Annotated in this window: 16 protein-coding genes; 10 read left to right on the top strand and 6 right to left on the bottom strand. The window is 58.2% G+C overall.

Features of this window, described 5'->3' with window-relative positions:
* The 4 genes from Q0K43_RS02670 to Q0K43_RS02655 all read left to right on the top strand — a co-directional run.
* A partial coding sequence (locus tag Q0K43_RS02670) for a rod shape-determining protein (protein ID WP_297289024.1) occupies positions 1 to 360 on the top strand: 360 nt, incomplete at its 5' end.
* 178 nt (positions 361 to 538) lie between these two features.
* On the top strand, positions 539 to 1,528 hold the full coding sequence (locus tag Q0K43_RS02665; protein ID WP_297289023.1) for an ABC transporter substrate-binding protein: 990 nt from the start codon (positions 539 to 541) through the stop codon (positions 1,526 to 1,528).
* Positions 1,529 to 1,616: 88 nt separating this feature from the next.
* Positions 1,617 to 2,564, top strand: coding sequence for an ABC transporter permease (locus Q0K43_RS02660; protein ID WP_297289025.1), 948 nt, complete (start codon positions 1,617 to 1,619; stop codon positions 2,562 to 2,564).
* Positions 2,557 to 3,336 carry an ABC transporter ATP-binding protein gene (locus tag Q0K43_RS02655; protein WP_297289022.1) on the top strand — a complete coding sequence of 260 codons (780 nt, stop codon included), beginning with the start codon at positions 2,557 to 2,559 and terminating at the stop codon, positions 3,334 to 3,336. The genes Q0K43_RS02660 and Q0K43_RS02655 overlap by 8 nt, the downstream gene beginning before the upstream one ends.
* A 65-nt stretch (positions 3,337 to 3,401) precedes the next feature.
* On the opposite strand, the gene Q0K43_RS02650 is transcribed toward Q0K43_RS02655, so the two are convergent.
* The gene (locus Q0K43_RS02650; RefSeq protein ID WP_297289021.1) at positions 3,402 to 4,178 is read right to left on the bottom strand and encodes a type III pantothenate kinase; all 777 of its coding nucleotides are present in this window, start codon (positions 4,176 to 4,178) and stop codon (positions 3,402 to 3,404) included.
* An 18-nt stretch (positions 4,179 to 4,196) separates the two neighbouring features.
* The gene (locus Q0K43_RS02645; protein WP_297289020.1) at positions 4,197 to 4,664 is read right to left on the bottom strand and encodes a metallophosphoesterase family protein; all 468 of its coding nucleotides are present in this window, start codon (positions 4,662 to 4,664) and stop codon (positions 4,197 to 4,199) included.
* 72 nt (positions 4,665 to 4,736) lie between these two features.
* On the opposite strand from Q0K43_RS02645, the gene Q0K43_RS02640 reads away from it, so the two are divergent.
* The 3 genes from Q0K43_RS02640 to Q0K43_RS02630 are packed head-to-tail and all read left to right on the top strand — an operon-like array spanning position 4,737 to position 5,700.
* On the top strand, positions 4,737 to 4,997 hold the full coding sequence (locus Q0K43_RS02640) for a hypothetical protein (protein ID WP_297289019.1): 261 nt from the start codon (positions 4,737 to 4,739) through the stop codon (positions 4,995 to 4,997).
* 24 nt (positions 4,998 to 5,021) lie between these two features.
* On the top strand, positions 5,022 to 5,429 hold the full coding sequence (locus tag Q0K43_RS02635) for a hypothetical protein (RefSeq protein ID WP_297289018.1): 408 nt from the start codon (positions 5,022 to 5,024) through the stop codon (positions 5,427 to 5,429).
* The gene (locus tag Q0K43_RS02630) at positions 5,422 to 5,700 is read left to right on the top strand and encodes a hypothetical protein (protein ID WP_297289017.1); all 279 of its coding nucleotides are present in this window, start codon (positions 5,422 to 5,424) and stop codon (positions 5,698 to 5,700) included. Before Q0K43_RS02635 ends, Q0K43_RS02630 begins: the two co-directional genes overlap by 8 nt.
* 4 nt (positions 5,701 to 5,704) lie before the next feature.
* Here Q0K43_RS02630 and Q0K43_RS02625 read toward each other — a convergent pair whose 3' ends face one another.
* Genes Q0K43_RS02625 through trpS form a run of 4 tightly spaced genes read right to left on the bottom strand, consistent with a single transcriptional unit; the run spans position 5,705 to position 9,794 of the window.
* Complete coding sequence (locus Q0K43_RS02625; protein ID WP_297289016.1) at positions 5,705 to 6,463, bottom strand: hypothetical protein; 759 nt, start codon at positions 6,461 to 6,463, stop codon at positions 5,705 to 5,707.
* 52 nt (positions 6,464 to 6,515) lie between these two features.
* Positions 6,516 to 7,664: a non-hydrolyzing UDP-N-acetylglucosamine 2-epimerase gene (gene wecB / locus Q0K43_RS02620; RefSeq protein WP_297289015.1), complete on the bottom strand. Its 1,149-nt coding sequence runs from the start codon at positions 7,662 to 7,664 to the stop codon at positions 6,516 to 6,518.
* Positions 7,661 to 8,770, bottom strand: coding sequence for an MraY family glycosyltransferase (locus Q0K43_RS02615; RefSeq protein ID WP_297289014.1), 1,110 nt, complete (start codon positions 8,768 to 8,770; stop codon positions 7,661 to 7,663). Before Q0K43_RS02615 ends, wecB begins: the two co-directional genes overlap by 4 nt.
* A 22-nt stretch (positions 8,771 to 8,792) precedes the next feature.
* A complete protein-coding gene (gene trpS, locus Q0K43_RS02610) occupies positions 8,793 to 9,794 on the bottom strand; it encodes a tryptophan--tRNA ligase (RefSeq protein WP_297289013.1) in 1,002 nt (333 codons plus the stop codon).
* 179 nt (positions 9,795 to 9,973) lie between these two features.
* Here trpS and gltX point away from each other — a divergent pair, with 179 nt between their 5' ends.
* From gltX to Q0K43_RS02595, 3 genes are all read left to right on the top strand, one after another.
* On the top strand, positions 9,974 to 11,458 hold the full coding sequence (gene gltX, locus Q0K43_RS02605) for a glutamate--tRNA ligase (RefSeq protein ID WP_297289012.1): 1,485 nt from the start codon (positions 9,974 to 9,976) through the stop codon (positions 11,456 to 11,458).
* A gap of 54 nt (positions 11,459 to 11,512) precedes the next feature.
* The gene (locus Q0K43_RS02600; RefSeq protein ID WP_297289011.1) at positions 11,513 to 12,871 is read left to right on the top strand and encodes a PepSY1/2 domain-containing protein; all 1,359 of its coding nucleotides are present in this window, start codon (positions 11,513 to 11,515) and stop codon (positions 12,869 to 12,871) included.
* 188 nt (positions 12,872 to 13,059) lie between these two features.
* A complete protein-coding gene (locus Q0K43_RS02595; protein ID WP_297289010.1) occupies positions 13,060 to 14,238 on the top strand; it encodes an iron-containing alcohol dehydrogenase in 1,179 nt (392 codons plus the stop codon).
* Positions 14,239 to 14,279: the final 41 nt, after the last annotated feature.

The raw sequence follows: 14,279 nt of genomic DNA, 5'->3' as shown, positions 1-14,279 counted from the left end.
GAGATCAAGGGCCGCTGCCTGATGACCGGCCTGCCCCGGGTGTTCTCCGTGTCCTCCAGCGAGATGATCGAGGCCTTCGAGGAGGTCTCCACCCGTATTCTGGAAGCCATCCATGGCGTGCTGGAGCGCACGCCCCCCGAGCTGGTGGCCGACATCTCCACCAACGGTATCGTTATGACCGGCGGCGGCTCCCTGGTCTGGGGCTTTGACAAGCTCATCGAGTCCCACACCGGCATCGAGACCCATGTGGCTGACGACGCTATCTCCTGCGTGGCCTACGGCACCGGCAAGAGCCTGGACGACGTGGATTCCATGCAGGACGGCACCATCAACCTGTCCCGCCGCAAGCAGATGAACTGATTTCTGATAACTACTTTGGGAGTGCTGCAATTCTTGCAGCACTCCCCTTTTTTGCACAAACATCGTCAAAAAAATATCATACTTGACTTTTGCTCTTTTAAGTGCTAAACTGCAAAAGCAGTAAGAAGTGCTTCCATTTTCACCACCAGGAAGCACATAAGGAAAAGAGGTCGATCATATGAATCAGCGTATTCTGGCCGGACTGCTCACCGGCGCTATGGCTCTGTCGCTTACCGCATGCGGCGGCGGCGGTACTTCCGATACACCTTCCGGCGGAACGCCCACCGACGGCGAAAGCTATACCATCGGCATCTGTCAGCAAATGACCCACGATGCACTGGATGCCGCCACCCAGGGATTCAAGGACGCCCTGAATGAGAAGCTGCCCGGTCAGGTCACCTTCCAGGAGCAGGACGCCGGCGGCGAATATGCCAACTGCGGTACCATCATGGATGGTTTTGTGGCTGACGGCGTGGATCTGATCCTGGCCAACGCCACCTATCCTCTGCAGGCGGCTGCCTCCGCCACCGCGGATATTCCCATTCTGGGCACCTCGGTTACCGACTATGCCACCGCGCTGTCCATTCAGGATTGGACGGGTACCGTAGGGGGCAACATCTCGGGCACCTCCGACCTGGCCCCTCTGGATCAGCAAGCCTCCATGCTCCAGGAGCTTTTCCCCGACGCTAAAACCGTGGGCCTGCTCTATTGCTCCGGCGAACCCAACTCGGTCTATCAGGTGGACACCATCAAAGGCTACCTGGAAGAGATGGGCTATACCTGCACGCAATACGCCTTTACCGACGTCAATGACCTGTCCTCGGTGGCTCAGACCGCTTGCGACGGCTCCGACGTGATCTACATCCCCACCGATAATACTGCCGCCGCCAACACGGAGACCATTGCCAACGTGGTCCTCCCCGCCGGCGTACCTGTCGTCACCGGCGAATCCGGCCTGTGTTCCGGCTGCGGCGTGGCCACGCTGTCCATCAGCTATTATGACATTGGCTATGCCACCGGCGAAATGGCCGCCCAAATCCTCACCGGCGAGGCGGACATCTCCACCATGCCTGTGCAGTACGCCCCCAACGTCACCAAGATGTACAACGCCGCCAACTGCGAGGCGCTGGGACTGACCATGCCTGACGGCTACGAGCCCATCGCCTGACTTGCATCAAAAGGGCGGAGAAGGGACTCCCCTTCTCCGCTCTTTTCCGGCGTTGTGCCGGAGAGCTTAAATGATTGGAGAGAACAACATGGACGTGCTGTTATCATTTCTCAATTCCCTGCCCGGCGCCTTCGGGCAGGGGTTTGCCTGGGGCATCATGGCCATCGGGGTATACATCACCTTCCGCATTCTTGATGTTGCCGACCTGACGGTGGACGGCTCCCTGGCCACCGGCGGCGCAGTCGCCGCTCTGTGCATCAGCCAGGGCTGGAATCCCTGGCTGGCCCTGTTGATGGCTGTTATTGCCGGTATGATTGCCGGACTGGTCACCGGTATGCTGCACACCGCCTGCGGGATCCCCGCCATTCTGGCGGGCATCCTGACCCAGCTGGCCCTCTACTCCATCAACCTGCGCATCATGGCCATCGGCAGCGGCGCCAGTACCAAGGCCACTCTGGCCCTCAGTGTTGACAGGCAGGAATTGCTGGTCTCCTCCCGCTATGTCCGGGAAGTGGATCTCAGCAATCCGCTGTTCCTGCTGGTCATTGCCACCGTGGTACTCATCGCCCTGCTCTACTGGTTCTTCGGCACTGAATTGGGCTGCTCCCTCCGGGCCACCGGCGCCAACCAGGCAATGGCCCGGGCTCAGGGTATCAACACCAACTGGTGTAAGGTGCTGGGCCTGGTGGTGTCCAACGGTCTGGTTGCCCTGTCTGGCGCCCTGCTGGCCCAATACCAGGGCAGCGCCACGGTGGATATGGGCCGGGGCGCCATTGTCATCGGCCTGGCCGCGGTTATTATCGGCGAGGTGCTGCTGGGCAAAGTGTTCCGCAACTTTGCCCTGAAACTGCTCTCCGCTGTCATCGGCTCCATCATTTACTACATCGTACTGCAATTTGTACTCCGGCTGGGTCTGGAGTCTACCGACCTGAAGCTGCTCTCCGCTCTGGTGGTGGCTCTGTTCCTTACCATTCCGTACTGGAAAGGCAAATACTTTACCAAGAAAGTCCGGAGGGAGGTGGGCCGCAATGCTTGAAGTTCGTAATCTCTACAAAACATTCAACGCCGGTACCATCAACGAAAAAAAGGCAATTAACGGTTTGTCGCTCACCCTGGAGGACGGCGATTTTGTCACGGTCATCGGCGGCAACGGCGCGGGAAAATCCACTCTGCTCAACCTGGTGGCCGGAGTTTTCCCTGTTGACGACGGCTCCATTACCATCGACGGCCAGGATGTGACCCGCCTGCCGGAACACAAGCGGGCAAAGTTCATCGGCCGGGTCTTTCAGGATCCCATGATGGGTACCGCCGCCACAATGGGCATTGAAGAGAATCTGGCTCTCGCCTATCGTCGCGGCCAAGCAAGGGGTCTGCGCTACGGTATCAATAACGAAGAACGGAAATTGTATCGGGAAAAGCTGGCTATTCTCGGCCTGGGCCTGGAAGATCGGCTGACCAGCAAGGTGGGGCTGCTCTCCGGCGGTCAGCGACAGGCGCTTACGCTGTTGATGTCTACCCTGAAAAAGCCAAAGCTGCTGCTGCTGGACGAACACACCGCCGCCCTGGACCCCAAGACCGCCGCCAAAGTGCTGGAGATCACCGAAACCATTGTCCGAAGGGATAAACTGACCACCCTGATGATTACCCATAATATGCGGGATGCCATCGCCCACGGCAATCGGCTGATCATGATGGACTCCGGCCGTATCGTGGCGGATATCCGCGGCGAGGAGAAGAAAAATCTGACGGTTCAGGATCTGCTGGATAAATTCCATGTTGAGAGCGACCGGATGCTCTTGAGCGAATAAAGAAAATCAAGATAAAAATTCCTGGGTACTATATGTACCCAGGAATTTTTGCGCTTTTCAGAATCTCAGCGGCCCTGCTCCCGCTCATAGATGATACGCAGTCCATCCAGCACCAGCTGGGGGTCCACTACGTCAATCAGGTCAGTGTTTTCGGCCACCATCCGGGCCAGGCCGCCGGTGGCGATCACCTTCACATCCGGCTCGCCGATCTCCGCCTTGGCCTGTCGGATCAGGTACTCGATAGCGCCGATGTAGCCCATCACCGCCCCCGCCTGGATCTGGCCCACAGCGGTGGTACCCAGCACAGTGTCCGGCTTTACCAGCTCCACCCGGGGCAGCAGTGCGGTTTTCTGGAACAGGCCATCGATTGACACCCGCACCCCGGCGGTGATGCAGCCTCCCAGGTACACTCCCTCCCGGCTTACCGCATCCAGGGTAGTGGCGGTGCCGAAGTCCAGCACAATAAGGGGGGCGCCATACTTTGCAATAGCCGCCACATCCGCCGCGGCCCGGTCCGGGCCCAGCCGCTCCTCACTGGCGCAGGGTACATAGGGCAGCCGGGGATCCAGCCCGTCGTCCAGTATCAGCGGCGTCTTGCCCACATAGTTTTTCATTGCGTTGGTCAAGGTGTGCATCACCTGAGGTACCACCGAACCGATGACCACGTCCTCGATCTGCTCCAGTTCCAGGCCAAACCGCTGGAAATACTGGCATACCAGCAGGCCCAACTCGTCGGAAGTACGTTCGCTGTCCGTCATGGTACGGAAGCTGCATTTCAGTTCCACCCCTTCATAGATACCAAACACCATATTGGTGTTTCCCACATCTACCACCAGCAACATAGAGATCCCTTCCCTTTCTTATAAGTGGCTGAGATAACATACCGCGCCGCCGTCCTCTATCACGGCTACGGCGTAGGTATGCTGCCCAAAGGTACCTACCGAACCGGGATTGACGATCCACAACCCGTTTTCAAATTGGCAGTACGCCTCATGAGTATGCCCAAAGAGAAGTAAATGGGCTCCCGCCTCCCGAGCTGCCCGTACCGCCATGCCCATGCCCAGTTTGACATGGTAGATGTGTCCGTGGGTCATCAGGATCTTACAGCCATCCAGGGTGAAAATGCGCTCCTCCGGCAAGTCGGGCCGCCGGCCGTCGCAGTTGCCCGGCACATAGGTCACCGGAATGTGGGGAAATTTCGCGGCCAGATCCTCGGCGTCCCGGGCCAGATCCCCCAGGTGGAGGATACGGTCCGGGCTCTCCAGCCGCACCACATCCTCCATATTTGCCACATTGCCGTGAGAATCAGAAAAAATCAGGATCTTCATGCAGGCACCTTCTCCCTGACAGCACATATAATGAAGTGAACGTCACTATATATTAGAGATGGAGTTGATCGTATGACGCAGAAGAACAACGACCCCACCGCCGCATTGGAACAAAACCGGGCTCTGTTGGAGCAGGTGATCCATTCCGCCGACGCACAGCGTCTCATGGAACTGCTCAACCAGAACTCGGGCGGCAACTTAAAAACCGCCGCTGCTTCCGCCGCCCTGGGGGATACCAAAGCTCTGCTGAATATGGTACGCCAGGTCATGCAAAGCCCGGAGGGCGCGCAGCTGGTGGAGCGTCTCAATCAGACTGCGCCCAAACAGCCCTGATCATACGCTAAGGAGGGATAGCTCATGGCTCAGTGGGAAGAACAACTTAACCAAATCCTGGGCAATCCCCAGGCCATGAAGCAAATTACAGCTCTGGCACAGTCTCTTTCCGGCAAACAGGAGGAAAACTCCGATCCTTCTGCAGAACCTGGCACGGAAACGCCGCCGTCGGAGGAGCATTCCGCACCCTCTCCCCTGTCCGCCCTGTCCGATCTGGACCCCAAGCTCCTTCAAATGGGGATGGGCTTATTGTCGGAATATTCCGCCCAGGACGACCAAAAAACCGCTCTGCTGACCGCACTCAAGCCCTTTCTCAAGCCGTCGCGGCAGGAGAAGATGGATCAGGCCGTTCGGATCGCCCGACTTACCCGGGTGATCCGAACGGCGCTGCGAATGTTCCGTGACCGGGGAGAGGAGGACGACGATGTATAACCGCTACATCCCCAACGGCACCTCCTATACCAGAATTTCCCAGGAAGACGGGCCACCCTCTTCCCCACCCCGGGAAGAGAAGCGCCCCCCGGAAGCGAGGGGCAAAAAGAAGGGTGGGGCGCTGGGTGATCTGCTGAAAAGTCTGAAGCTGGACAACTTAGATACCGGCGACGTGCTGCTTCTGCTTATCCTGCTCTTCCTCTTCCTGGAGGGCGACGACATGGAGTTGGTCATCACCCTGGGTTTGGTATTGTTGATGGGATTGGGTTAATAACCTAGGCACGCACTTCATGAAGGACTGTGCCGTCCGGAAGCGTGAAGGATGCGTCGCCCGGCACCGGCCGGTCCACCGCAAAGGCGCTCATTCGATAGGTAAGTTGTCCTTCCAGCCGGGTCTCCGCACAGGCCAAAAGTCCGCTCTCCACCGAGATCCAGTATCGTTCGGTGTAGCCCAGGCTATCCGGAACAGTTTCTACATAGATGCAGGTCACGCCTTCCTTGTCCATGTAGCCAGCGTCGGCAATATCCGATTTCTTCAACTTGAGAACATCTTCATAGGTGGGAATGCGCTGACCCTCCAAATCGGCAGAATCGTCCTCCGCCGCTCCGGTGAGTACGCGGCTGCTCCCCTCATACCACAGCCAGAACTGGCCGTCCCCTACAATAGAGTGACGAACCGTGCCGCCAGGCAATGTGGCGGTGGTATGGGTCCACCCGCCGTCCACCCATACTGTGGCCCGGGTCACACCGCTCTCACCCTCGCCCCAGAAATCCTCAACGGTAACTGTGCGGCCATAGCTGTCCGGACGTGCCAGCGTATTTTCCACCACATGCTGGACAGTTTCGGGCGTAATCTCCACCCGCAAAAAGTCTTCCTCTCCTGCCGGCTGCGGTGTCTGGCTGGCAGCAGGGGTAGGCAGTTGAATCTTGGCCGTATCGGGCGCAAAGAGTACAAGGCCAAAGCTGGACAGCATGGCGACGGTTATGACGATGCCAATCAGCACCACCAGGATATTCCGATTGCGCCGTTCCATGCCGCTCCCTCCTTAGGCCCGACCAGGGGATCGATTTGTAAACCAGGCAGGCTTACACGCCAAATTCCTCGGGTTTCTCCTCCCGCAGGCCGAACTGCCACTCAATGGCGTCGGCGATGCGCCGGCAGGCAAAGCCGTCTCCATAGGGATTGACCGCGTGGGCCATGGCATGGTAGGCCTCCGAATCTGTGAGCAGCTGGGAGGCCATCTGGAAGATGGTCTCCTCCTCCGTGCCCGCGATCTTCACGGTGCCCGCCTCCACGGCCTCAGGCCGCTCGGTCTCCCGGCGCAGGACAAGCACAGGCCGTCCCAGGGCGGGGGCCTCCTCCTGCAAGCCGCCGGAGTCGGTCATCACCAGATAGGACCGGGCCATCAGGTTGTGCATCTCCTCCACGTCCAGAGGATCGATGAGATGGATGCGGTCGTGGCCGGACAGATACTTGGCCGCCGCCTCCCGCACCACGGGAGACAGGTGAACCGGATACACCAGTTCCACATCCGCAAAGGTCTCAGCCACCCGGCGGAGGGCAGTCATGATATTGGCCATGGGCTGGCCATAATTCTCCCGCCGGTGGCAGGTGACCAGGATGACCTTCTTATGTTCATAGTCCAGCTCATTGAGCAGTTTAGTTGCAAAGTGATACCCCTTTACAACCGTTGTCTTGAGGGCATCGATGACGGTATTGCCGGTGATAAACACCCCGTCGGTGATATCCTCCCGGGCCAGATTGGCTACGTTGGCGGGGGTAGGGCAGAAATGCAGGTCGGCAATGTCGCCCACCAGCTTGCGGTTCATCTCCTCCGGGAAGGGGGAGTACTTGTCCCAGGTCCGCAGGCCGGCCTCCACATGGCCCACCTTGACCTGATGGTAGAAGGCGGCCAGTGCGCCGGCGAAGGTGGTGGAGGTGTCGCCGTGGACCAACACCAAATCCGGTTTCGCCTGATCCAGCACCCCCTCCATACCCAGCAGGCATTTGGTGGTGATGGTGGACAAGGTTTGCCTGGGTTCCATGATATTCAGATCGTACTCCGGTTTCAGCCCGAAGATATCCAGCACAGAGTCCAGCATCTGGCGGTGCTGGGCGGTCACGCAGCAGATAGAGGTGATGTGAGGGCGACTCTGGAGTTCCTTAACCAGAGGGGCCATCTTAATGGCCTCCGGTCGGGTGCCGAAGATGGTCATGACCCGGACATCCTTCATGGCTCCTTCCCCTCCTTCTCCTTTGCGTGTTCCGTCTCTTTCTCCCGCTCCTGTTCTTTGCGGTTGTTGCTCAGGAAAATGTGGCCGGCAATCGCCCCTGCAAAGCACAGGGCCATAAGCAGCAGCATGGCCTTTACCGGCCCGCTGGTGGTGAGTACCACGGCGGACAAGCCCAGAATGGCGCTGATGATATACAGCACAGCCACCGCCTGCTTCTGGTTAAATCCCATATCGATAAGCCGATGATGCACATGGCTGCGGTCGGCGTGCATGGGACTCTGTCCGTGTGCAATGCGGCGGATAAAAGCAAAGCAGGTATCAAAGATGGGCAGGCCCAGCATCAGGAAGGGTACGGCAAAGGAGATGATGGTATAAAACTTGAACAGTCCGTGGACCGACACCACCGCCAGGATGTAGCCCAGGAACGTGGAGCCGGTATCCCCCATAAAGATCTTGGCCGGATTCATGTTGTAGGGCAGAAAGCCAATACAACCGCCCGCCAAAGCGGCCATCAGGATCGCCACATCGCCTTCACTGACCACCAGGGCAATGACCAGCAGGGTCATGGAGCTGATGGTAGATACGCCGCAGGCCAGGCCGTCCAGGCCGTCAATGAGGTTGACGGCATTGGTGATGGCCACGATCCACAGCACCGTTACAGGAATGGACAACCATCCCAGATCCCAATAGAGATTGGAAGAAAATACATTGGGATTTGACAGCGTCTCAATCACACTGCCCGACAGCACCGCCACCAGGGCCGCGCCGATCTGAATGAGAAACTTCAGCTTGGCCCCCAGGCTGTAGATATCGTCAAAAATGCCCAGAACCACAATGATTGACGCACCTAACAGCATACCCCGCATCTGGGTGTCCAGATCCAGAAAGAGCAGTACACTGAGCAGAAATCCCAGGAAGATAGCAAGCCCGCCCATCCGGGGAATGGGGTGGTCGTGCATCCGGCGGTTGTCCTTGGGTACGTCCACAGCACCCATTTTAAAAGCCAGGCTCTTGACCACCGGCGTGGCGATCAGGGCCACCAGGAACGCAACCACCAAAGCAGCCGCCACCATCCCCAACAGGGGAAGCTGTGAATTGATTGGCATAGGAAAGATGCTCCTTTATCTCTCAGCGGGGGATGAAGCCCACTTTTTTATGGACCTTGCGCAGGGTCCGCTGGGCCACCGAGGCGGCCTTCTCCGCGCCGGCGCGGTACAGGCCTTCCAGATAGGCCTTGTCGCCCAGCAGACGCACCGTCTCCTCCCGGACAGGCCGGAGCAGCTCTACCACAGCCTCGCCCACAGCGGGCTTGAAAGCGCCGTAGCCCTTCCCCTCAAACTCCACCTCGATCTGCTCATAACTTCTGCCGGTAATGGCGGCATAGATGTCGATGAGGGTGGCCACACCCGGCTTATTGGCCCGGTCATAGCGCACACAGTTCTCCGTATCACTGTCGGTGATGGCCCGCTTGAACTTGCGCATAATATCGTCCGGGCTGTCCATCAGATACACGCAGCCCTCGGGGATGGACTTGCTCATCTTGCTGTCCGGCTGGTTCAGGCTCATCACACGGGCGCCCACCTTGGGAATGTAGGCTTCCGGCATGGTAAATACGTCGCCGTACACGCCGTTGAATCGCTGCACGATGTTGCGGGCCAATTCCACATGCTGCTTCTGGTCCTCCCCCACCGGCACCAAATCGGTCTGATAGAGCAGGATATCGGCCGCCATCAGGGACGGGTAAGTGAACAGGCCGGCGTTAACGTTATCCGCATGTTTGGCAGACTTGTCTTTGAACTGGGTCATACGGGACAGTTCGCCGAACATGGTATAGCAATCCAGCACCCAGCCAAGTTCCGCGTGGGCAGGCACATGGGACTGGATGAAGAGGATGGACTTCTCCGGGTCGATACCGCAGGCCACCAGCTGTGCAAACAGCTCAATGGTCTGACGGCGGAGAGCGGCGGGGTCCTGACGAACGGTAATGGCGTGTTCATCCACCACACAATAAACACAGTCATACTCATCCTGCATAGCTACCCAGTTGCGCAGCGCGCCAAGATAGTTGCCCAGATGGAGGGCTCCGCTGGGCTGGATGCCGCTGAAGATGACTTTTTTATTCTTTTCCATAACAGGTTCACACCCTTGTCAAGAGATTTCCGCATAGTTGACGATATAATACCACATTTCCTGCCGGTTGACAAGAATAACAGGGCCGCACTATTGACAATTCTAGCCCCAAAACGGTAGAATAAAAGTTACGATTTTACCCCCGCTTGGCGGGTATTATAATCAACGGAGGGATCTCTATGGATCTGAACTGGTTTGAAGAATTGGAGGCGCGCATTCCACATGACGGCGTGCGTACCCGCTTTGCGCCCTCTCCCACGGGCTATATGCACGTGGGCAATCTGCGCACCGCCCTCTATACCTGGCTCATTGCCCGCCATGCCGGCGGCAAATTCATTCTCCGCATTGAAGATACCGATCAGGGGCGTCTTGTGGAGGGCGCCACCGACGTGATCTACAACACGCTGCGCAAGTGCGGCCTGACCTGGGACGAGGGTCCCGATCTGGGCGGCCCTGTAGGCCCCTACATCCAGACCCAGCGCCGGGACCTGTACGGCAAGTTCGCCGAGCTGCTGGTGGAGAAGGGCCACGCCTACTACTGCTTCTGCGAAAAGACCGAGTCGGAGGAGGACTCCGGCGACTTCGACCGGGCCGCCGACCCCTGCCGCTTCCTGAGCCTGGAGGAGGCCCGCGCCCGGGTGGCCGCCGGTGAACCCTATGTCATCCGCCAGCGCATTCCCGACGAGGGCACCACCACCTTCTCCGACGCCGTGTTCGGCGACATCACTGTGGAAAACAAAACCCTGGATGACCAGGTTCTCATGAAGCGGGACGCCCTGCCTACCTATAACTTTGCCAACGTCATCGACGACCACCTGATGGGCATCACCCATGTGGTCCGCGGCTCCGAGTACCTCTCCTCCGCCCCCAAATACAATCTGCTGTACGAAGGCTTCGGCTGGGAGGTCCCCACCTATATCCACTGCTCCCCTGTCATGCGGGATCAGCACAACAAGATGTCCAAACGCAAGGGCGACCCCTCCTACGAGGACCTGATCGCCATGGGTTATTTGTCCGAGGCCGTTGTAAATTATGTTACTCTGTTGGGTTGGTCTCCCAGAGGCGAGTATGCCGAGCGGGAATTCTTCACTCTCAATGAGCTGGCCGAGATCTTCGACATCGGCGGCATTTCCAAGTCCCCCGCCATCTTTGATATCGAGAAGCTGAAGTATTTTAACGCCAACTACCTGCGCGCCCTCTCCCCCGAGGCCTTCTACGAGGGGGCCGAGCCCTATCTGAAGGAAGCCGTTAAGACCCCCGGCATCGACCTGAAGCTCATCGCCCCCCTGGTGCAGCCCCGGTGCGACACCTGGCTGGATATCGCTCCCCAGGTGGACTTCTTCGACGCCCTGCCGGAGTACTCCAACGAGTTGTACTGCCACAAGAAGATGAAGACCAACGAGGAAAACTCCCTGGAGGCCCTGGAGCAGGTGCTGCCTGTGCTGGAGAATCTGCCTGAGTGGACCTATGACGCCATCCACGACGCCCTCATCGGCCTGGCTCAGAAGCTGGAGCTGAAGAACGGCCGCATCATGTGGCCGGTGCGTACCGCCCTGTCCGGCAAGGCGGTCACCCCCGGCGGCGCGGTGGAGCTGGCCCACATTTTGGGCAAAGAGGAGTCTATCCGCCGCATTCAGTTGGGTATGGCCCAGTTGGCAAAATAAGTGTCACATAGTATGCCCCCTTTTCCCCATACTAGAGGAAAAGGGGGCGTTTTTATGTCAAAACAGAAGATCCGGGTACTGACTGCCAGCTTCCTGGCGGCGGCTTTTATTACCACAGCCGGCTTTGCCATTCAGGGACACGTTCGGGCGGCTCAGTACCGGCGGCTGCTGGACAATGGCTACCTCTACGCTTTTTCTGAGCTGACCACCGCTGCCGGGGAGCTGGAAACAGCTCTGACCAAAGTAAGTCACGCCACCTCTCCCGCCTTGTTCGCCTCCCTGTGCGCCCAGGCCTATTCCAAAGCCCAGGCCGCTCAGACCGCACTGGGGCAGCTTCCCTACGGCAACGTAGAACTGGAACAGACTGCCGCTTTTCTGGCACGAGCAGGAGACTACGCCATGGCCCTGACCCAGGGGACCTCGACGGATTTGGTTTGCAGCGACGAACACCGCGACACCCTGCGTCAGCTGTCCCAGGCAGCCGGCCAACTGTCTCTCACCCTGGAAACCCTTCAGGCCCAGTTGAATTCAGGCGCCATTCGACCGGAGGATCTGAAGGAGGCCCAGAACCGGCTGGCCGCTCAGGACAGCGATGAACAGATCCCCGGCGGCTCCGCTTTCCAGAGCGTGGAGTCAGACTTCCCTGAAGTGCCGACCTTGATTTATGACGGTCCTTTCTCTGAACATCTGGATGGGCGCACGCCCAAGATGCTGGAGGGGCTTCCCCAGGTCACCGAGGAGGAAGCCCGCCAGGCTGCCGCATCTTTCTTGGATCTCCGGCCTGAAGTATTTACCCTCACCACTCGTTCTGAGGGCAATCTGCCTGCCTACGGCTTTACCGCGCTGGTAGACGGCGGACAACTCTATATCCAGGTCACCTGCCAGGGCAGGCAGATCCTGGAACTCTTCACCTCCCGTACCGCCGGCACGCCCACGATCAGCCGGACCGATGGCTGTAAAAAGGCCGCCGATTTTCTGCGCGCCAAAGGATATTCCCACATGTCCCCCAGTTATTCTATGGAGCAGGACGGCGTACTGTCAGTCAATTTTGCGCCAGTGGAGAATGGGATCTACTGTTATCCGGATCTTGTCAAGGTATCGGTGGCCCTGGATACCGGTGACATCGTGGGATTCGAGTCGGCAGGCTACCTGACCCACCACGGACATCGGGACCTGCCCTCCCCTGCCGTAGACGCCCAGACCGCCCAGACATTGGTGGACGATTCTCTTACCGTTCTCTCGCATCAGCTGGCGCTCATTCCCACCGGCGGTGAATACGAGGTACTATGCCACGAATTCAAGTGCCAGGCCCAGGACGGCAGTCATGTGTTGATCTACGTCAATGCGCAGACCGGTAAACAGCAGCACATTCTCTTGCTGCTGGAAGATGAAAGCGGCACGTTGGTCATCTGAGAGACACAATGGGCGCACATATGTGCGCCCTACATAGCACTTCTCAAAATAAAAAGCAGAACCCAAAGTTTGGAACAGAGAGTTTTACCGAAATTGATTGACAAAGAATTAACAATGTGCCATAATAAATGCCAGAGATCGTTAATTGTTTAACGATCTAAAAAACATTACATACGGAGGTTCTGATCATGTCCCGCTTTACTCTTCCCAGAGATATCTATTATGGCCCCAATGCCCTGGAAAACTTGAAAAATCTGAAAGGTACCCGTGCGGTTCTGGTATTGGGCGGCGGCTCTATGAAGCGGTTTGGTTTTGTGGATAAGGCGGTCGGTTATTTGAAAGAGGCCGGCATTGAAACCAAATTGATCGAGAACGTGGAACCCGATCCCTCTGTGGAGACCGTCATGAGCGGCGCAGCTGTGATGCGTGAATTCCAGCCCGACTGGATCATCTCTATGGGCGGCGGTTCCCCCATTGACGCGGCAAAGGCCATGTGGGCTTTCTATGAGTATCCTGAAACCACCTTCGAGGATCTGATCACCCCCTTCTCCTTCCCCGAGCTGCGGCAGAAGGCCAAGTTCTGCGCCATCCCCTCCACCTCCGGCACCGCCACCGAGGTCACCGCCTTCTCCGTCATCACCGACTATCAGAAGGGCATCAAGTATCCTCTGGCCGACTTCAACATCACCCCCGACGTGGCCATCATCGACCCCGCTCTGGCGGAGACTATGCCCCCCAAGCTGGTGGCTCACACCGGTATGGACGCTCTGACTCACGCCATTGAGGCCTATGTGTCCACCCTGCACACGGTGTTTACCGATCCTCTGGCCTTGAAAGCCATTGACATCGTAAACCACGACCTGCTCAAATCCTTCAACGGCGATATGACCTGCCGTGAGGAGATGCACTATGGCCAGTGCCTGGCCGGTATGGCTTTCTCCAACGCGCTGCTGGGTATCGTCCACTCCATGGCCCACAAAACGGGCGCCGCCTTCTCCACCGGCCACATCACCCACGGTCTGGCCAACGCCATGTACCTGCCCTACGTCATCGCCTACAACTCGAAAGCGCCCGGCGTGGCGGAGCGCTATGCCGACATCGCGAAGACCATGGGCATCACTGGTACGGTCGAGGAGTGCGTCGAGGGCCTGCGTGCCAAGATCCGCTCCATGAACGACGCCATGGGCATTCCCAACACCCTGAAAGACTTCGGCATCATTGAGGACGAGTTCAAGGAGAAGCTGACCACCATCGCCACCAACGCGGTGGGCGACGCCTGCACCGGCTCCAATCCCCGTCCCATTGATCCCGAGACGATGGCCAAGCTCTTCACCTGCATCTATTACGGTGAAGAGGTCAATTTCTGATCCCCCCAACCCTTTCATACATCAAAAGGAGCGCAGTCTGC

It is taken from the genome of uncultured Flavonifractor sp., from assembly GCF_944383115.1.
Taxonomy (GTDB): domain Bacteria; phylum Bacillota; class Clostridia; order Oscillospirales; family Oscillospiraceae; genus Flavonifractor.
Note: the sequence above shows the minus strand (reverse complement) of the source record. Positions and strands in the feature narration are given on the sequence as shown.